This window comes from Agaribacillus sp. DX54, from assembly GCF_056858335.1.
In genome coordinates this window covers 99,408-119,512 of sequence record NZ_JBXEQE010000013.1, presented here as the reverse complement: position 1 = coordinate 119,512, position 20,105 = coordinate 99,408, and the positions used below count along the sequence as shown (strand labels likewise).

Genomic DNA, 20,105 nt, shown 5'->3' with positions numbered 1-20,105 from the left:
GGTACCTACCTGAGAAAATTCCCCAATACAAAAAACTGAGGCCGTTCAAATTACTTTTGAGACGGCCTCTTAATAAGCAAACTGGAGATAAGGTGAATTTATATATTTTAATCGTCGTCGATGTCATCATCCCCATCGTCATCTTCTCCGGCATCCAATGACTTGTAAAGGTTATTTTTGATCTGGGCAGCCAGGGAGGAGTTTGAGTTGGCATTGATCCTTATCGTTCCGTCATTATCCGTATCAGCCGAGCTGAAATCGACCCCGGAAAAAAGTTTATCAAGATCAAGCAGTACAAGAAACTGACTCAGGCTACCACCGTCCAGGTTGAAACCGGCGTCACGTTCAAACTCCACTTCCAGATCTTCCCGGTTTGAATATTCAATTACATAGGGCTCCGTTGCACCCTCTGGCAAATATTCAAGAAGTACGAAGATCGTATTTCCATCTTCCAGAATGGGTTCCAGTTCCAGTTCAATTTCTTCATAAGTACCTGGCAACAAGTTAGCCACTCCAAAGTCAGGGGTACTGGTACCATTGATAAGGTCTACCACAAAATTTCCTTCGAATTCGATTTCATCATCATCCTCATTCGGGGCTGCGTCATCATCAAGCAATTCAAATTCAAGTTCGGTGACCCCTAACAAAACCTCCCGCAGGGTTAATTCTGCATTGGTGGTTCTGCCTGAGGCAACAACCCTGGAATTGCTGGCAGTCGCTTTCATTTTCAGTTGAACGCTGGCAACGTTCGGATCGCTGCTATCGTCATCACTGCAGCTTCCCAATAAAACACTTAGTGCCATGAATATTATTACAATAAGCGCCGTTAGTTTAATTGAATGTTTCATTTTTTATGATTTTATCTTGTTACGATTAAAATTTGTTTTTCTTTATTTTTTAAATCAGCATTATCGCTTTTCGTACATAAAACCGATGATCCGGAATAATTCCTACCACGGTTTGGAATTTATTTTTATTTTTAGTGGAAATTTTTGTAATTGAATGGCAATAAAAACTCAGGGAGGTGTCTGTGATGAAAAGTTATACAATGAGCTTTTTAAAAGGCATGCAAAAGACCTACATAACTTTCTGCACTATAAATATGGTGCTGAAAACAATCCGGGCGACCTGGTGCAGGAAGCCTTTTTAAAACTTTGGGACAATTGCCATAAGGTGGAGGAGGAAAAAGCACGCTCTTTTTTATTCACTGTGGCCAATAATAAAATGTTGAACGAGCTGTCGAAGAAGCAAACAGTTTTAAGATACAGCCAGGAAAAACCTAAAAGTCAGACCAGTGAGTCTCCTGAATATGTGATGGAGGAAAAGGAATACATGGATAAATTGCAAAACGCATTGGAGTCGTTGACTGAGCAACAACGGGTAACTTTTTTACTCAACCGGATTGAAGGGAAAAAACACAAAGAAATTGCTGAAATGCTGGGTATATCACGGAAGGCAGTAGAAAAAAGAATATACACAGCATTGGATATTTTAAGAAAAAAGGTCGGGGATATATGATTAAATTTTTATGAAGGTAGGAAAAACGGGATTTTACCGGTTATATATTTGAAATGCGGAAAACATGAAAGACGAAGACTACATTAAAAAATGGCTTGAAGGGACTTTAACAGAAGAGGATGAGCGCGCTTTTAAGGGGTCTGAACAACAAAAATCACTGGACAGACTTTCCAGGGCCCTGCCAGCATTTAAGGCGCCGGAGTATGATGTAGCCGCTGAGTTATCCCGCCTGGAGCAGGCCAGGACTTCAAAAGCTGAAGAAGGAAGGGTTGTACCTATGAAATGGATGAAGCCCTTGTTGAGAGTTGCGGCAGTATTTGTTTTACTATCAGTAGTTTATGTATTTTTAACACGAGATGCTTTAACAACGATAGAAACACTGGTGGCAGAAAAAACAGAAATCGTATTACCGGATTCCTCCTTGGTCACTTTAAATGCCCATTCACGGTTAATGTACCCGACGAAAAAGTGGAACGATAAGCGGAAAGTGACTTTGGATGGGGAAGGCTTTTTCAAAGTGGCGAAAGGGTCGAGGTTTGATGTGGAAACATCATCAGGTGTGGTGCGTGTTTTAGGTACTGAATTTAATGTAAAAAACCGGGAAAATTATTTCGAAGTGATTTGCTATGAGGGCCTGGTTCAGGTGCAAAGCGCACAGCAGGTAGTGAAGCTCAATCCCAATCAGATGCTCAGGATCATTAATGGGGAAGTCACTACGGAAGCATTGTCTTTGCAGGTTTCACCCTCCTGGCTGGCCGGGGAAAGTTCCTTTTCAAGTGTGCCACTTAAGTATGTCATACAGGAATTTGAAAGGCAATATGATGTTTCCGTTATTATTAAAAACGTGGATATCGATCAACGTTTTACGGGTGCATTTATTCATAACGACATAACACTGGCATTGAAGGCTATTTCGCTTCCTGTTAACATCGACTATCAGCTTGAAGAAAATAAACAGGTCATCTTATCAGGTAAATAACAGGTTGACTAAGGCCGCAATAAAAACGGTTGACCGTACCGGGCTAAAGCATCGATCCCTGACGGGTCTTTGCTTTTTTATGCTGATAAGTTTAAATGGTTTAGCACAAAAAGATAACCAGAAGCAACCCCTAGAACACATTCTGCAATTGTTGGAGGAACGCTTTGAAATTACTTTCACCTACATTGATGAAAATGTGGAAGGTATCACACTTATTGCACCATCTGCAGGCTTCGATCTTGAAAGTTCACTTCAATACCTGCAGGAAAACACGGATTTACTTTTCCAACAATTAGACAACAGGTTTGTAGCCATTAGCAAACCCGTTTCAGCAGTGTGGGAGATATGTGGATTTGTCAGGGACAGCGAAACAGGCGAAGCCATAACCGGTGCTGCCATCATGTCAACCTGGGAAATGACAGTCAGCGATGACAAGGGCTATTTTAAAATCAGCAACCTATCGCAGGGCGATTCGGTGATCATTCGATTTCTCGGTTATGAAATCACCGGTATGCAGGTCTCTGAACTGGTGGATGTACCCTGCAAAGCAGTTTATCTGACACAAAATATAACTGCTTTGCGGGAAGTGGTAGTAACGAACTATATTACGGAAGGGATCAATAAAAGAACAGATGGTTCATTTGATATCAATACAGCAACCGTTGGTATATTGCCCGGATTAACCGATCCCGATGTGTTATACACCATTCAGGCTTTACCGGGCATTCAAAGTATTAATGAAACCGTATCTGATATCAATGTCAGGGGTGGAACCAACGACCAGAACCTTGTGCTGTGGGATGGTATCAGAATGTATCTGTCGGGTCATTTTTTTGGATTGATTTCTGCATTCAATCCTTATTTAACCGAAAAAGTAGCCCTTATCAAAAACGGTACCACAGCATTCCTGGGCGATGGCGTATCGAGTACAATTGATATCCGCCCGGAGAATCAGTTGACAACCGGATTCTCGGGAGGAGCCGGGGTTAACCTGATCAATGGAGATGCCTTTGCCCGGATACCCTTATCTGAAAAAGCAGCCATTCATGTATCAGGCCGTAGATCTATCGCCGATGCACTGGAAACCCCTACCTATGACCAGTATTTTGAACGCGCTTTCATCGGCACCGAGGTAACAGGGTTTGCGAGTGGGACAGATACGGTGGTGACTGTGGATGAAAACTTTTATTTCTACGATATGAGTTTCAAGTTTCTGTATGATATCACGCCCAGGGATAAACTCAGGATCAGCTTTTTGAATGTCTTCAATGACATAGAATACCAGGAGAATGAATTGATCAACAATGTTGCCGAATCCAGAACCAGTGGTTTGGAACAACATAACCTTGCGACGGGTATCAACTACCGGCGGCTATGGAATGATAAACTCAGTACGCAGGCGCAACTATACCTTTCCTGGTATGAATTGAGTGCCATCAATTTCGATATCCCTAATAACCAGCGCCTGATCCAGGAAAATGAGGTGCTGGATACCGGACTAAAATTAAGCGCATCGTTAGACCTGCATCGTAACATCAGCCTTTCCGGAGGATACCAGTTTTTTGAAGTAGGCATTAGCAACCTGGAAGATATCAACAACCCCACCTTTCGCAGATCAATAAAAAATGTACTGAGAACGCAGGCAGTTTTTGCCGAAAGCAATTACAGTTCTGCCTCCGGTGCCACCAATATTCGTATGGGCATTCGCGGGAACATTTGGCAGAAGTTTGGGAAAGTTATCATTGAACCCCGGTTGACCATCAGCCAAAAATTTCTGGACTATTTTTCACTGGAGGTTTTGGGGGAAATGAAAAGCCAGACCACCACCCAGATCATTGATTTTCAAACCGATTTTTTAGGCGTGGAAAAAAGGCGCTGGGTACTTTCAAATGATGACGATATCCCGGTTATTGAAAGCAAGCAGCTTTCCGCCGGGATTCATTATAACAAAAATGATCTGTTACTGACCATAGAAGGTTATGTCAAACAGGTAGAGGGGATTACCTCTTCCAGCCAGGGCTTTCAGAACCAGTTTCAATTTTTAAGGGCGCCCGGCAGTTATGAGGCATCCGGGATAGACTTTTTAATAAACAAAAAGTTTGACAGGTTTAATTCATGGCTCAGCTATTCACTCGCAGACAATACCTTTCAATTTGATGAATTCATTCCTCCGTCTTTTCCAAACAACCTCGAGATCAATCATACCTTGACCATCGGAACCAGCTATCAGAACCGGCACCTGCATGTATCCGCAGGGCTCAACTGGCATACCGGAAGGCCGTTTACCGAGCCTGATGAGGAAAATAGCATTGTTGATAACAATATTAATTATGAATTTCCCAACAGTACGCGGCTCAGGGATTACCTGCGTGTTGACCTTTCTGCCAGATATAATTTCACCCTTACCCGCGATGTGAAGGCCCAGTTGGGGGCGTCCCTGTGGAATCTGTTTAACCGCAAAAACATTGTCAACGCCTACTACCGCATGAACCGTAACAGCCAACCTGATCTGGTTGAACAATTCTCCCTGGGGGTTACCCCAAATTTTATGTTTAGAATTGACTTTTAGCTATGACAGCCTCAAAAGATGTCGCGAAAGGACAAAATAGTAGTAGCAAAATGTTCAGTTTATAACTGGTTGTTTAACAAGAATTTAATGGCTTGCCGCATACTTGGAAGCCTGATACCTCCCCGCCGTATTTTTTAACCATTTTGATTTTGGTTTCAAAATTTAATTTACCATCTAGAAACCTTTGCCTGTAAACCCTCATATTGCTTCTGTCTTTTTGATCCAAAGATTGATAATATTCAACATCTTGAATGATAATTTTAACTGCCTGATCTAAACCATAGATTTTTGCCACACGGCAAATATAGAAGAATTACAATTTATTCATCATCTGTTTTTTTATAATTATCTTCCAAAGAATACCCCTTTTTATCCCAAAAGACAAAATACTGATAGCAAAACGATTCATCAAGAGCAATCTGTGATTTCATAAGCCAAACCACAGGAATGTGTCACCTGACACCCAACTGGAAATATCCAAAATATGGTTTCTTCTTTTAAAAATCAGGAGTTTGTTCGATATTCAAAACGAAAACAAAACCAAAGCCTGATGAAAACCTATATAGCATTATTAAGAGGCATTAACGTGAGTGGCCGGAAGAAAATTAAAATGGCCGATTTAAGGGCACATCTTCAGGAACTTCATTTTCAAAATATCCGCACCTACGTCCAGAGTGGCAATGTCATTTTTGAAAGCATGGAATCCAGCCCGGTTGGTGTGGCGGCAATGGTAGAAAAAAAGATACAGGAAAAATATGGCTTTGATGTAGTTACTCTGGTAAAAATGCGTCAGGAACTAGTGCAGGTGCTGGAGAATAATCCATTTCTCAAAGATCGCCAGGAAGACACTTCCAGGTTATATGTCACATTCCTGGCGAAGCACCCCAGTCGGGAATGCCTTAAAAAGCTGGAGGAGATCAATTACAGCCCCGAGGAGTTTATATTGGATGGAAAGGACATATACTTTTTCTCTCCCCTGGGGTATGGTAAAACCAAAATGAACAACAATTTCTTTGAACAAAAACTAAAGGTAGCAGCCACCACCAGAAACTGGAATACCATTAACAAACTCGTTGATTTGGCCGGGGAATAGTATCAACTGTTTTCATGTTATCTACTTTTTTATGTAATTAATTTCTCTTGTATTTGTAATATTTAAGTGAATATTTTTTTTTATATTATCGGTCTATTAGGGATGAACAGAATTAATAATTGCATAATATTCAGATAATCGTTTCCGGATTTTTTTGAATTAACTTATTCCGCAGAACCGCTTTCAGAACAAAAATGCAAAAGTTTAACAAGGAATTACTTACAAGACTTTCTGCCGGCGACAGAGAGGCGTTCAATGAATTGTATCATATTTACAGGGAGCCTGCTGTCCGTTTTTGCCATTCAATTCTGAAAGATTCCGTTGAGTCCGAAAATATTATTCAGGACGTATTTATTAAAGTATGGAATAAAAGACACGGTATAAACCCCGAGTTAAATTTCACCTCCTATCTCTTTACCATCATCAAAAATCGTGTATTTGATCATTTGAAAGAAATCAAAAAAAATTCACTGCTAAAAGAAAGATACTGGCAAAACCTTGAGAAATACAAAGTATCGGGCGAGGATGTACAGGAGGAACGATTGTTTAAAGTGAAAAGAGCCATTGAGCAACTCTCCGATAAAAGAAAGGAAATTATCAGACTCAACTACGAAGAAGGAAAGTCATACGAGGAAATTGCTTCTCAGTTAAAAATCTCTAAAAACACCGTTAAAAACCAGTTGGTAAAAGCCAAACAAATCATCCGCAAGCAACTTGAAATTGCCCTGATGCTTTGAATCCCTTGTTAATTATTTGTGAACTGAAAATTATTCAATATTTAAATTTCTGATAATCAGTATTTTATATTGATGGCTGTGCCATAATTTTTTGAAAATTAAATTACTTCTCCGGTAGTCCTATTTTAAAAACCGCCAGTAATAAAGGTGATTGTTTACCAAATTGATTGCCATGGATCCGGAAGAATTATTTGAGAAGTTGATCAATAATCAAATTTCAAGGGAAGAATTTGAGAGATTATTGGAAGGGTTGGATGACGAAAGTATCCTTGCCAGGTACGAAGTTTATTTACAGGCTCAGTTTGAAAATGAAGTTGCCAAACAACGCTCTGAAAGTGAGGCCTTGCAGACTGACGACGAACCACTGCCAAAGGTAATAAAACCGCTTACTTCCTCTGATAAAAAAGTCACCCGTCGCAGAGCCGGCTTCCGTGTTATGGCCATAGCGGCCTCGTTGGCCCTGCTTATCGTGGCAGGTTGGTTTGTAGTCTTTCAGACAACATGGCTTGGCAGAGGTGGTAACATAGCCGGAGCATACGAAGATTCGGAATTAATTACCAGGTCAACACCCACGGGAAGAATGTTTCGCATGAATCTGGAAGACGGAAGTTTTATACATATGAATGCGGTCAGCCGTATCACCTATCCGCAGCAATTTGGAGAAAAAAAGCGGGAAGTTGAAATATCCGGAGAGGCTTACTTTGATGTTGAGCGGGATGAAACCCGGCCTTTTAAGATAAAAGTAAAGGACTATCGGGTTCAGGTGTTAGGTACATCGTTCAACGTACAGGCTTACGAAGACGAAGATGACTTTTCGGTGATAGTTGAATCGGGAAGCGTGAAGGTGGTAATCGATCAAACCGGTAAAAACTCAGCAACACTTCGAAAAAACCAGAAACTCATTTACAATCCGAAAACAAAGGTCTTTAAAATATTAGAAGTAGAGTCGGCCCGGGAGCTGAACTGGAGAAAGGGAATTTTGCACTTTGACGCTACCCCTATGAACAAAGTTGAAAAAATGCTTGAACGTTGGTATGGAATTGATTTAGTGATCAGCAACAGCGAAATCTACAAAAAGACCCTGACCGGTCTGCATCATAACGAAAACCTGGAGTCCGTGCTTGAAGCGTTAGCCTATGCCACAGGGACAAAATATGTAGTCAGGGGGGATTCTGCGGTTGTTTTGAAATTGAAACAGTAAAAATCAAATACAGGTTCACAAACAATTTTATGAAAAACCAATAGGTAGCAAATTATGAAACCGAAAACGAGAATTCAGCGATTGTTGAGACAAACCATTGTCTTGGCCGCTTTGATGGTTAGTGGTGCGGTGTACGCCGGATCGTCTGGCCAGGCAGACCTTGAAAGCCCTAAATTATTTATTGGCGCCAAAGAAGGTAAGATCATTGAGATCATGGACGAGATCTCAAACAACACACCATATGTATTTATTTACGAGGATGAAGTAAAAAAAGAGTTAAACAAAAAAATTAAAATTGAGCATGGGAAAAACTTACAAGATGTATTAACTGAAATTTCAAAGCAGTCAGCACTGGAATTCAGAACGGTTAACAATAACGTTATCGTTAGAAAAAGGACCGGCAACCCATCCGGAATCGACAACATGAAAAGCTTCCGGAGTATCCGGATTACCGGTACGGTTACCTCTTCCGATGACAACTCAGGCATTCCTGGTGTGAGTATCCTGGAAAAGGGAACAACCAATGGTACCGTGAGCGATGCGGAAGGTAACTACGCTTTGGACGTGCAGGGTGAGAAGAGTATTCTGGTATTCAGTTCTATTGGATATTTGAGGGAAGAGGTCACTATAGGTACCCAAACCGTTATTAATATTCAGATGGTGTCAGACGTTACTTCGCTTGAAGAAGTGGTGGTAACTGCGCTGGGCATTGAGCGGGATCAACGTTCTCTCGGTTACGCCGTGGGCCAGGTGAAAGGTAAGGAACTGACAGAGGTCTCGCAGGAAAATGTGCTGAATTCCCTCGCAGGGAGGGTGCCGGGCGTCACCATTAACCAAACCAGCGGACCGGGATCAACGGTATCTGTTGTTATCAGGGGAATGACTTCATTGACTACCGACAACCAGCCATTATTTGTGGTGGATGGTGTTCCTATGTCAAACTCCATGAACAACATTCAGGAAAACGGTTCGCGAAATCAGGTTGATTATGGCAATGCTATTTCAGACATCAATCCTGATGACATTGAAAGTATCTCTGTCCTCAAAGGCCCCAGTGCCGCAGCACTATATGGTTCCAGGGCCGGTAACGGGGTGATCCTTATTACCACCAAATCAGGTTCCGGAAAAAGAAAATTAGGTGTGGCGATCTCCACTAACAATGTGTTTGAAAGGCCCGTTAAATACCTGGATTTTCATTACCTGTATGCCTCAGGAGAGCGCAACCCGGTGCTGGATGAAGGTTCTGCCTATTGGGGTGGACCGAGATTGGATGTAGGTAACACGGCGGTGCAGTGGAACAGCCCGCTGGATGAAAATGGCGCACCTATACCAACAGAACTGAGATCGTATCCGGATAATATGAAGAATTTCCTGCAGACCGGGATAACTTCCAACAACAACATTGCACTTACCGGAGGCGGAGAAAAAGTAGATTTTCGTGTTTCATACTCGAACATGTTACACAGAGGAATGATTCCTAATTCAGATCTGTTCAGACATACCCTTTCTTCACGGGTGAATTATGAGATTATAAAAGGCTTAACTTTTAGCTCGAATGTAAATGTTGGGAGAACATTTTCTAACGACAGGCCGAACACTGGCAACCGTGGAGCCAATGCCCTGCAGGCCGTTTACATCTGGCCACATGTAAATGTCTTGGATATGAGGGATTACTGGGTACCGGGTCAGGAAAATATTGAGCAAAACCGGCCAAGTAATGAGGGTAACAACCCCTACTTTATCGCTTACGGGATTACCAATGCATTCACTCGTGACCGTATATATGGTAACCTGAAATTAAACTGGGAAATAACTCCAAACTGGTCTGTTATGCTCAGAACTAACCTTGATCGCAGTAATGAAAACAGGGAAACTAAAATCCCCTTTGACTACAGCAGGCAGCCCAACGGTGGTTACTACCTGAGCGATCAGATTTTCCAGGAGATCAACTCCGACTTTTTAGTGACCTACAACAACAAGTTCGACAAGTTTGATGTCAATGTTTCCTTTGGTGGAAACTATATGGCACAGGATATATCCTCTAACTGGATTGGCTCTACGAACCGGAGAGTGGGCCTTGTTGTCCCGGGATTGTTTAATGTTGGAAACATTAACAGGGAAAACCTTGGCGTCGACAATAATATTGAAGAAAGGGCAATTTACAGCCTGTATGGGCTGGCATCCATTGGCTATAACGACATGCTTTACCTTGATATTACAGGAAGAAATGACTGGTCGAGCACACTTCCGTCAGAAAATAATTCCTATTTCTATCCGTCTGCATCACTTAGCTGGCTGGCCAACTATACCTTTGACATGCCTGCTTTGATCTCTATGCTGAAATTCAGGGCGGGTTGGGCCCAGGTAGGTAATGATACCGACCCCTATCGAATAGATCCGACACTTCAGACCGGTAATTATAATGACCTGGTCACCACCACACTTCCACCAGGCTTATTGAGCCAGAGGTTGAAGCCTGAAATTGCAACTTCGGTTGAGTTCGGCATTGACTATGCTATGTTTAATAACAGGCTTCGTTTTAACGGCACCTATTATAGAATGGAAAATAAAAACCAGATTGTTTCAATTCCACTTCCCGAGTCTTCGGGGTTTGATAGTAAAGACATTAACGCGGGGTTAATTGAAAGCAGCGGTTGGGAGATATCGTTGGGGGGTACACCAATCCGGCAGGAGGGGGGGATCGTATGGGATGTGATCCTAAACTACACCGACAACAAGACTGTTTTGAAAGAGTTAACGGAGGGATTGGATTTTATCGATCTGTGGCAGGACAATAACGGGGGAGCATTTACCTTTGTCGGTGATGAAATAGGGGATCTTTATAGTGCAGGTTATGCCAGGGTAATGGATCCAAATTCCCCTTATTACCGCTGGCCTGTTTTGAGCAACAACGGAGGCTGGCAAGAATTGCCCAACGACAGGGAAAACAGGATTAAAGTAGGGAACTTTAACCCTGACTTTATTTTGGGAGTGCAGACTTCATTTAACTATAAGAACTTCATACTCAGCGCTAGCATTGACTGGCGCCAGGGCGGTGAATTTCAATCTTACACGTATCGCTATGGCGAGTCAGACTGGAAATCACAGCGTCAAATCGATAATCTGATTCCTGGCGGTTTGTATGGAGAAGGAGAACTGGTGGATCTGTTGAAATCGGATCCTGAAAAATATATTATTCCAAGGAACGGTAACTTCCCAAGAGTTGGCGGGTACACACAGGAGACGGGAGGGTTTTTTTACGATGACGAAGGTAATGCGGTAGCCGGCTACGACGGCGCCTATATTCCCGGCGTCATTCAGGTTGCCGGAGCCGATACTCCGGATGACTTTTCTGATGATGTGTATACAGAGCACCTTTCTCCCAGCGATGCTACGATTTATCCTATCACTAGTACGTTTCCCTGGGATTTTAACCAGGTTATAACGTTTGATGCTTCTTTCGTGAAATTACGGGAGCTTTCCCTGGCTTATCGCCTGCCTAAATTTGCAGGACTTCAAAATGCAACTTTTGCCATATATACCCGGAACATTATGATTTGGAATGCGGCAAAAATTGGCATTGATCCTGAAAGGGCCTTTGAGGCCAACCAAAGAGAACAGGGAAATACCAGGATGCAATTCAGGCAAGGGCTCGAACGTCAGAACATCATGCCGTGGACTGTGCCCGTTGGCTTCAAATTGAACTTTGAGTTTTAGTTGAAATCTTAAATGCATATAACATGAAAACTGTATTGAGAATCAAAAAAATATTGACAATATGCTTCGGGATATTGACCCTGGCTGCTTGTGATGAACAGCTTACCGAACTCAACCAGAACCCCAATGGGCTCGACCCGGAAACTGCAAACCCCAATATGATTATGCCTGCGGTTTTAGGACCCGCAGCACAAAATTATTTAAATCTAGGCTTTGGAAATATAGCCGGGATCATGCAGCATACTCAAAAGGATGGCTGGTTCGAAGGACACAATAACTATGATTGGAATGCACAGGAATGGACGGATTGGTATGGTTTGCTTAGAAATAATACGCTCATGTATGACAGAGCGGTAGCATTGGATTGGAAGTTTCACCAGGGGGTTGCCATGACCATGAAAGGCTTTATTTTCGGTACAATTACGGATTTCTGGGGAAATGCCCCATACACAGATGCCTTGAAAGGAGATGAGGGGGGGCTTAATTATGAATTTCCCGAGTTTGACAATCAAGAGGTAATTTACGAGGGTGTGATAGATGATCTCCGGGAAGCGGTTTCTTTATTTGCAGAAGCTGATGACAACGGTATTTCGGAAGCAAGTGATCTTTATTATGGGGGAAACATCGAAAGCTGGAGACAGTTTGCCAACTCATTACTGATAAGGTACTATATGCGCATTTCAGAAAAGAATCCCGCTGTTGCAAGGTCAGGACTGGAAGCGGTAGTTTCTTCCGGTGTATACATTAAAAATCCGGCCGATGACGCCACCCTTGAATATACCGGAGGAGGCAGTGATATCTGGCCATCGGAATACGCCGGAGATAATGGTACCAGTTTCAGGAATCTAAAACCATGTCAGACACTTGTTGATCAGCTCAGAGCAACCAACGACCCAAGAATGTCTGTTTGGTTTGCCACTGTACATTGCCAGTGGGTGGCAGATCCTACGCTTACTACGGAGGTCGATGAATTCATCCGGAAAGACGGAGAGATTCAGACCGGGGTTACTTCCCTCACGGATTTGAACTATGTCGAAGAAATAGCCGCCGGCCATGTATTTACCAGGCACTATAACCCCAATACCTTTGGCAGTACAATAGATAATAACGAAATTGTTGGACTTCCTCCGGGTTTAATGCAGCCCTCATCATATAACCTCAACCCAACACCAGGGCAGGTACTTGAAAATCAACATGTATCCCAGCTTGCCGGTATTTACAGACAGGGTGGAGGTGACCTGCTAAAAGCGAGGTTGATTTCGGCAGCAGAAATCAGTTTCACACTGGCCGAGGCGGCACTCAATGGATGGTCTGTTGGCGATGCGCAGGCCCATTATGAGTCCGCCATTCGGTTTTCTCTTGAAAACTGGGGGGTAGAAGATCAGTATGATACATTTATGGCAGAAGGTGGCGTAGCTTTTGATGGTACCCTGGAGCAAATTATGGAACAAAAGTGGGTAGCTAGCTGGACTTCTGCCAGCGAGGCATGGTTCGACTGGAGAAGAACCGGGCTTCCCTCGCTCGCTCCCGGGCCGGCATCTATTCAACCGGTGCTCCCGGTGCGGTTTAATTATGGAAGTGATGAGATTAACAATAACGAAGCCAATTATCGTGAGGCTTTAAATAGTCTGGAGATTACTCCTTATTCAGGACCCAGAGAAAATGACAGTCAATGGTCAAAAACCTGGCTGTTACAAGGAACCGGATATCCGTGGTAAGCTAGAAGGGTACCCATTTTTTTGTGTTAAACTTAACAAGGCCACCTTTTAAATCCGGGTGGCCTTTTCTTTGCCGGTCCCGGGCGCGTTAAAATTATTGTTTTTTGCCTTTATTTTTTTTAGCTATAAGTAGTCTAAAACCAGGATTTTGGGGTATATTAACTAAAAAAACTATGAATTTAAGACTCACCTTATGGATATGGCTCACTATCCCGGGTTTGCTGTTTAACTGTAGCCGGAAACAACGCCTGGAAGAAAATCAGGTGGCAGGCGAAATAAAACGCGAACCCGGAAACTGGGCTGAAAGGTTAGGATATCCTGCTGGCAAAAAGGTCATCATGCTACATGCTGATGATGCCGGCATGTGCGAGGAAGCAAATATTGCCACGAAAAAGTATCTGGAAGAAGGTCATATCCAATCCGCTGCCGCTATGCCCCCATGCCCGTGGTTTGAAGACATGATCGAATGGGCTAAAGTACATCCTGATATGGATGTAGGATTGCACCTGACTCTAACCAGTGAGTGGAAAACCTATCGCTGGACATCAGTTTCACCTCCCGATGAAGTGCCCGGCCTGATTGATGAGGAAGGCATGTTATGGCGCAAGGTGATCGATGTGGCTCAAAATGCAACAGTAGAAGAGGTCGAAAAAGAAGTAAGGGCTCAAATTGAAAAATCCATCGCCATGGGATACCGGCCCGACCACATCGATACCCATATGGGAACACTTTATGCACGTCCTGATTTTGCTAAAGTTTATTTGCAGATAGCCATGGAATATGGTATTCCGGCCAATGCGATAGATCTTTCAGACCCTATGGTAGTTGCGACTTTCAGGCAGCAGGGCTATCCTATCAATGAAGAAATGATCAGCTTTATGGATACCTATACATTACCTAAGCTTGATTTTTTTACCAGTGCTCCGAAAGCAAGTACTTATGAGGAAAAGAAGGAAGTATTCAAAAAGCTTATAAGATCCTTGAAGCCGGGGCTCACCGAAATTATTTTTCATCCATCTGTTGAATCCGACCAGTTAAAAAGCATTACCGGTTCCTGGCAGCAACGGGTCTGGGAAGCTCAGATGTTCGCAGACGAAGATATGATTCGGTTTTTTAAAGATGAAGGAATAATTTTTACCAATTGGAAGGAGATCATGAAAAGATTCAAAGCAATGGAATAATGACCAGGCCTTTTACGGAACCATTTTTAACCATGAAAAATGACCGGTATCTGTCAATAATAAAACAAAAGGAATATGCTGTTCTATGGCGGTGAAGCGAAGACCGGAATCAAAAGAGATGATTACGTAAGACTAACAACGATGCAAGGATGAAAAAGACCATTGATTGTTTTTAATGATCAGGACGATGGCCGGTATAATTTAAGTGTTGCCATCGGCATCATACATACCATTTACAGTTACCATCATAAAGATCGTGTCGGCGGGCCACATAAAACCATTAATATAAGTCTTTCCCTGTAAGTTGGGTGAAACAACAATAGTAATACGAACATGACAAAACTACTGCTGCCATTGTTGCTAATGGCATTATCGACATCATGCACACATGATGCCGGAAAAATTCCTGACCATGTAAACGGGTATTCCGACGAGCCATTTGTTCAGGAATATCACGAAGGTTTTCTTATAGATACAGTAAACACGGATGCCAACGACGTCAGGAGCATTTGTCCTGACAAAGAGAACAACATATGGCTTGCTACAAAGCATGGAGTATATATTAAAAAACATGACAGTCATGCCTGGAAGTTGATGATTGAGGGTGCTGAACAGGGGCCGGCCTATGATATCAGGCAAGATGAAAACGGTAATATCTGGATAGCCACATGGAATGGGGTTTATAAAGGAAATAGCCGGGGTGTTGCCCAAACAGAAGGACCTGTTCCACCCGTGGCGAAAATAGTAGTCTCCGGTGAGGTTGTATTTGTTTTGGGACCAAAAGGCATATGGCTACGCCGGGGAGATTTATGGGAAAAGCAGAACTTTGAAACTGCCAGGAGCATAAGGGCAGCAGTTGCGGATGGTGCCGGAGGGTTGTGGATTGGTACAGATGTGGGGCTTTATCATTGTACAGTCGACAAATCAACGGTTTATCGTGGCAAGGAACATTTAATAAGTGCCTATGTCAGGGCCCTGGATTTCGACCGAGATGGAAATCTTTGGGCAGGAGGGCTCGGTGGTGTGGCCATCAGAAATAAAAATCAAAAGATCGATGAAAAATTGCCGGGTGACGGTATTCCCAATGCCCATGTGAACGTCATAAAAAAGGCTCCGGGAGGTAAAATGTGGGTCGGAACGGCATACGGAATCACCAGGTTTATCCCTGGTTCGCGGGATTATTCAGTGAGGCTTAGCAAACGGTGGCTCATGTCAGACGAAGTGCGGGATATCGCATTCGATAGTAAGGGCAATGCATGGATTGCTACCGCAGCCGGCGTAAGTGCTATCAAGCAAAGGAAAATGACCCTTGAGCAAAAAGCGGATTATTTTTATACGAGGTTGATCCAACGGCATGTCCGTGAGCCCTGGATTGTAGGAAGGTTTCGTTTGGAGGTGCCTGGTGATACAACCACCCTGGTACCCGATGACGATGACAACGATGGGGAATACACCGCTATGTATCTCGCCATGGAGTCGCTGCGGTATGCAGTCACAAAAGATAAAAAGGCAAAAGAACGCGCAAAAAAGGCCTTTGATTTCCTCCATTTTCTCAGGGAAGTGACAGAAATGGATGGATTCTTCGCCCGCACCATTATACCGGCCCATTGGTCCCGCATGCATGATCCCAATAAAACCTATACACCACAGGAATTAGCCGAAGAACTGATCAAAAATCCCCGTCACAAGCCTGTGGAAGTAAGATGGCATTTGTCAAAAAGCGGAGAGTGGCTATGGAAAGGAGATACCAGCAGCGACGAACTTTGCGGACATTTATTTGGATATTACTGGTACTATACCCTCGTAGCCGATGATTTAGAAAAACAACGGATTGCCCATCATTTCAGCCAGATAATGGACCATCTGCTACGCCATGATTTTTACCTTACAGGGGTCGATGGAAAACATACCAAGTGGGGCGTATGGTCTCCGCAAAGCTTGAACCATGACCCCGAATGGTCACCCGAAAAGGCCTTGAATTCACTGGAGATATTGTCTTTTTTGAAATTTGCTTATCAAATTACAGGTTTTGAAAGATATCAGGAAGCATTCTTAAAGTTAATCCGGGAGGAGGGATACCTGGAAAATGCCAATATGCTTCACCACACCGACCCGGCCTGGAAAACATACTTTGATATATATCTGGCCCTATACATCTATCCTCCGCTGCTGAACTATGAACAAGACCCTGATTTGAAATACGCTTTCAGGAGGCATTTGGATCTATGGTTTGAACAGTATAAGAAGGTAAAAAGTCCGTTGGTCAATTTCACCTACAACTATCTCACCGGTGGGTATGATGAGCTCGGTCACTCCATTTTCTTTCTCCAAGACGCGCCGTTGGATTTGGTGGACTGGCAAATCGATAATGGAAAGCGCGAGGACCTCCGTGTGGTACGCGAGCCTGTTCTGGAGGTTTTACAGGTGCACGAACTGCGTCCACCCAGTGAATACAGAACAATGCGCTGGGACAGAAATCCCTATGTTACTGTGGGAGGATTCCCTTCACAGGAACGCGAACCGGTTTATTGGCTTTTACCCTATTGGATGGGGCGATACCTGGATTTGATTAAACCCGCAGAATAAATTATGAATGTCTTGGGCTATAAACATATCTAGTCATAGTATGACTTCGAGTCATACTATGACTATTTAAGCAGAATAAATAACCTAATACCTTTACCGAAAGATATATCATTAAATTGTAGTTAATCCACCACAGGCGGACTTATGACACCGAGATACCTGCCCATCCAATAAGGCAATAACCAAATATCCCCGGCGCTATGCTCCGAAAGGCCATTGCTATGTAACCTGTCCAGGTTAAACATGTTTCCGTTATGGCGTTGGACCGGTCTTTCATCAGGTGGAAGCACCTCTTTGATGGTTTGCCGGCGGAAGTTTGACTCCATGAATTCGATATCTTTTCTGTGACTGTTTGCAATAGCCCAGTCGATCAGGTCCATTGGATGCTCTTTCAAATACCAGATGGCTTCCTCAAGATCAAATTCGGGGGTGCCCGTCATGGCGGTCATGATGTTCCAAAGCCCTTCTTTTTCAGGGCGTTCATATTGCCAGTGATCGATTATGGCTTCTTTATACATGCTTTTCAGGGAATCATCAAACGCGTGATTGTATAACCCCCAATATCCCACATAGTACATTTCGTCATCCGAATGGTTCCACGAAGCCGATAACATTTTGCTCCAGTCGTCGGCATCATCCGGAGCAGTCCCAATTTCACTCATAGGTCTCATGAGGTTTTCAAGGTAACCATGTTTTGTCATTAACTCATAAGCTTGCTCCTTATATTTTTCTTTTCCTGTGAAATGGTAGGCGGTCTGAAGCATCCCAACGATATTGGAAGAATTGAGCTTGCGATCACCTACCATAACCGGTCTGGCATTGACGTATTCCGGATTCCACCGGCCCCAGGTGGTAGGTTTTCCATCATAATCAACCAGGTACATACCATGGCTGATAATATGATTGGCGAGGGTATCGATCAGTGTTATAGCCCGGCTCTTAAGTTCCGCATCATCTATCAGATCGGCGATCACACCGAACGCGAAAAAATGTCCAATGGCCTCATCGCTACTCGTGGTTGCCTTCCAGTCCCACTCAGGGTCACTGGAGTGTTGCCATCGTTCAGGGTCTGACAGCCTTTCAATGTACCCACTGCGCTCAAACGACCTGGAAGGAAATCCAGGGACAGGGTTAATACTGTACAGCCTTTCCATGGCGTCCAGAGATTCCCTGCAGTTTTGCAATGCCTCAGCCGAACCGGTCACAGCGTACCGAAATACCTGGCCGGCCAGATACATGGAAGTCCACAGCCCGTCATTGTCAGAATCTTTCAAGCGCCCGGAGTTAACATTTCCCTTTTCCATCGCTGTCAGGCCGGAATTGAATCCATGTCTGATATGCCTGTCCCTTACCTGCTTTTCAAAATACATCGCTTTTTCATACAAAGTCATTGCTTCAAAAATGATTTTACCCAGCCCTTGGTCAGTGAGGATCAGCACCGAGCCGTCTGTTCCCGGGGATATATGTTTGACCTGATTTCCAGGCAGCCATCTTTCTCCAAAATAGTAGTCAAAATTTCCATCGGGCTTCAGCATAAATGCACCTTTGGAGGAACCAAACCAGAGATTCCCGTTTATTTCCTCAACAGCGGTGATTTCCGTCCATGGAAGGCGGGTGAAAGTTTCTCCTGTTGGTTTGCCTGAGGTTTTATCAACCGTCTGATAGCCATTTCCAGTTCCAATAACAACCTGACCATTTGTTATGGTAAATGCTGTGAAACCGGCCCCTTCAAAAACCCGTCTGAGATTTTTCTCTTCAGGGCTGAAGACGGATAAAGATTTTGAGCCCAAAACCCAAAAATTTCCTGAATTCGAATCACACTTTACATTTAAGACCTTATCGCTGGACATCGAACCACGCCATATGACCTCATTGTCTGAGAGGTATTCCAATGATTGACCATCGCTAACCAGGAAGTCAAACCTTTTTCCCACTGCAAAATGCCGGGCATCACGCAACCCATGTTTGACGAACAGTTTACCCGCCCAGGCATTGCTCAACACAGCCTCGTCATCCAGATAGACAAATTGATCCTCGCATATCAAAATATTTTTTATCGCCTTGTCCGTGATAGGACGGTAGGTCCGGTCTGCAATCAATTCTCCCGGGTGGAGAAACCGGCCTGCATGTGTTCTCAGCAATCCTTCCGATGACATCACCTGGATGACACCATTGCGGTCCATAAAAACTCTCGATAATTCGAGGTCATCGTTTTGCTTATAAAATTTAATACTGAGATCCTGCAGGTAGGTGGTATCCCTGTAAACCGGTTGTGGATCGGGTAAACTTTCAGTATGAGGTGTGCTGCAGGATAGATAGAAAATATGTGTTAAAAACAGCAGGTAAAAAATCTTACGTCGCATAAAAATCAGTTAAGTTATTGATGAAACTACTGCTGTTATTACCTCAAAAAAAAGAATTCAGGCTATTGCCAAGCCGATAATATCATTGAAATAAAAACACGCCAAGGCCAAATATCACGTAATCTGGAAAGATAAAAGAACACTCCCCTGAAATTCATAAAAAATCGAAGGTATTTTATCCCATCACTGAAGAACGTACAGACATCCTGGGATTTTATTCACAAAATCATACCGGTATATTCACACATCATGATTCTTTTATTCACGCCCATATTATCAATGCTGATAGAAGTAAAATGGGGCATTTGGATCAGATTGATATGAAAGCCGGAGCGGTGAGCGTTTACCTCCCTGTATTGGATTAGAAAAAATCCGGCTATTTCACCGGAAGGTGCCAATTACTTGATAAGAGGTACCATAGGCGACCTACATGACCAGGAGGA

At 43.3% G+C, this 20,105-nt stretch carries 13 protein-coding genes; 10 read left to right on the top strand and 3 right to left on the bottom strand.

Annotated features, from left to right (window positions below; translation table 11 throughout):
• Window positions 1-107 precede the first annotated feature (107 nt).
• A complete protein-coding gene (locus AC04NP_RS15405) occupies window positions 108-848 on the bottom strand; it encodes a hypothetical protein (protein WP_482860680.1) in 741 nt (246 codons plus the stop codon).
• A 154-nt stretch (window positions 849-1,002) separates the two neighbouring features.
• Between AC04NP_RS15405 and AC04NP_RS15400 the strand changes: the two genes are divergently transcribed.
• The 3 genes from AC04NP_RS15400 to AC04NP_RS15390 all read left to right on the top strand — a co-directional run bounded on the left by AC04NP_RS15400 (window position 1,003) and on the right by AC04NP_RS15390 (window position 5,066).
• Window positions 1,003-1,518, top strand: coding sequence for an RNA polymerase sigma factor (locus AC04NP_RS15400; RefSeq protein WP_482860679.1), 516 nt, complete (start codon window positions 1,003-1,005; stop codon window positions 1,516-1,518).
• Between the two features lie 64 nt (window positions 1,519-1,582).
• Complete coding sequence (locus AC04NP_RS15395) at window positions 1,583-2,497, top strand: FecR family protein (protein ID WP_482860678.1); 915 nt, start codon at window positions 1,583-1,585, stop codon at window positions 2,495-2,497.
• A complete protein-coding gene (locus AC04NP_RS15390) occupies window positions 2,460-5,066 on the top strand; it encodes a TonB-dependent receptor (protein ID WP_482860677.1) in 2,607 nt (868 codons plus the stop codon). The genes AC04NP_RS15395 and AC04NP_RS15390 overlap by 38 nt, the downstream gene beginning before the upstream one ends.
• Before the next feature lie 73 nt (window positions 5,067-5,139).
• Here the strand turns inward: AC04NP_RS15390 and AC04NP_RS15385 are convergent, their stop codons facing one another.
• Complete coding sequence (locus AC04NP_RS15385; RefSeq protein ID WP_482860676.1) at window positions 5,140-5,361, bottom strand: hypothetical protein; 222 nt, start codon at window positions 5,359-5,361, stop codon at window positions 5,140-5,142.
• Between the two features lie 255 nt (window positions 5,362-5,616).
• Here AC04NP_RS15385 and AC04NP_RS15380 point away from each other — a divergent pair, with 255 nt between their 5' ends.
• From AC04NP_RS15380 to AC04NP_RS15350, 7 genes are all read left to right on the top strand, one after another.
• The gene (locus AC04NP_RS15380) at window positions 5,617-6,159 is read left to right on the top strand and encodes a DUF1697 domain-containing protein (protein ID WP_482860675.1); all 543 of its coding nucleotides are present in this window, start codon (window positions 5,617-5,619) and stop codon (window positions 6,157-6,159) included.
• A gap of 194 nt (window positions 6,160-6,353) precedes the next feature.
• Window positions 6,354-6,896, top strand: a complete 543-nt coding sequence (locus AC04NP_RS15375) for an RNA polymerase sigma factor (protein ID WP_482860674.1) — start codon at window positions 6,354-6,356, stop codon at window positions 6,894-6,896.
• Between the two features lie 172 nt (window positions 6,897-7,068).
• Entirely contained in the window at window positions 7,069-8,097 is a 1,029-nt protein-coding gene (locus tag AC04NP_RS15370; protein WP_482860673.1) for a FecR family protein, read from the top strand.
• Window positions 8,098-8,151: 54 nt separating this feature from the next.
• The gene (locus tag AC04NP_RS15365; protein ID WP_482860672.1) at window positions 8,152-11,814 is read left to right on the top strand and encodes a SusC/RagA family TonB-linked outer membrane protein; all 3,663 of its coding nucleotides are present in this window, start codon (window positions 8,152-8,154) and stop codon (window positions 11,812-11,814) included.
• Window positions 11,815-11,837: 23 nt separating this feature from the next.
• On the top strand, window positions 11,838-13,532 hold the full coding sequence (locus AC04NP_RS15360; RefSeq protein WP_482860671.1) for a SusD/RagB family nutrient-binding outer membrane lipoprotein: 1,695 nt from the start codon (window positions 11,838-11,840) through the stop codon (window positions 13,530-13,532).
• Between the two features lie 173 nt (window positions 13,533-13,705).
• Window positions 13,706-14,713, top strand: a complete 1,008-nt coding sequence (locus AC04NP_RS15355) for a polysaccharide deacetylase family protein (protein WP_482860670.1) — start codon at window positions 13,706-13,708, stop codon at window positions 14,711-14,713.
• A gap of 333 nt (window positions 14,714-15,046) precedes the next feature.
• Complete coding sequence (locus AC04NP_RS15350; RefSeq protein WP_482860669.1) at window positions 15,047-17,299, top strand: ligand-binding sensor domain-containing protein; 2,253 nt, start codon at window positions 15,047-15,049, stop codon at window positions 17,297-17,299.
• A gap of 122 nt (window positions 17,300-17,421) precedes the next feature.
• On the opposite strand, the gene AC04NP_RS15345 is transcribed toward AC04NP_RS15350, so the two are convergent.
• Window positions 17,422-19,662, bottom strand: coding sequence for a hypothetical protein (locus AC04NP_RS15345; protein WP_482860668.1), 2,241 nt, complete (start codon window positions 19,660-19,662; stop codon window positions 17,422-17,424).
• Between the last annotated feature and the right edge of the window lie 443 nt (window positions 19,663-20,105).

What these genes read in the sequence shown, in the direction of transcription:
- AC04NP_RS15355 (WP_482860670.1), top strand. Translation starts at nt 13,706, where the DNA reads ATGAATTTAAGACTCACCTTATGGATATGGCTCACTATCCCGGGTTTG.
- AC04NP_RS15345 (WP_482860668.1), bottom strand. Translation starts at nt 19,662, where the DNA reads ATGCGACGTAAGATTTTTTACCTGCTGTTTTTAACACATATTTTCTAT.
- AC04NP_RS15375 (WP_482860674.1), top strand. Translation starts at nt 6,354, where the DNA reads ATGCAAAAGTTTAACAAGGAATTACTTACAAGACTTTCTGCCGGCGAC.
- AC04NP_RS15400 (WP_482860679.1), top strand. Translation starts at nt 1,003, where the DNA reads ATGGCAATAAAAACTCAGGGAGGTGTCTGTGATGAAAAGTTATACAAT.
- AC04NP_RS15350 (WP_482860669.1), top strand. Translation starts at nt 15,047, where the DNA reads ATGACAAAACTACTGCTGCCATTGTTGCTAATGGCATTATCGACATCA.
- AC04NP_RS15395 (WP_482860678.1), top strand. Translation starts at nt 1,583, where the DNA reads ATGAAAGACGAAGACTACATTAAAAAATGGCTTGAAGGGACTTTAACA.
- AC04NP_RS15380 (WP_482860675.1), top strand. Translation starts at nt 5,617, where the DNA reads ATGAAAACCTATATAGCATTATTAAGAGGCATTAACGTGAGTGGCCGG.
- AC04NP_RS15405 (WP_482860680.1), bottom strand. Translation starts at nt 848, where the DNA reads ATGAAACATTCAATTAAACTAACGGCGCTTATTGTAATAATATTCATG.
- AC04NP_RS15370 (WP_482860673.1), top strand. Translation starts at nt 7,069, where the DNA reads ATGGATCCGGAAGAATTATTTGAGAAGTTGATCAATAATCAAATTTCA.
- AC04NP_RS15360 (WP_482860671.1), top strand. Translation starts at nt 11,838, where the DNA reads ATGAAAACTGTATTGAGAATCAAAAAAATATTGACAATATGCTTCGGG.
- AC04NP_RS15365 (WP_482860672.1), top strand. Translation starts at nt 8,152, where the DNA reads ATGAAACCGAAAACGAGAATTCAGCGATTGTTGAGACAAACCATTGTC.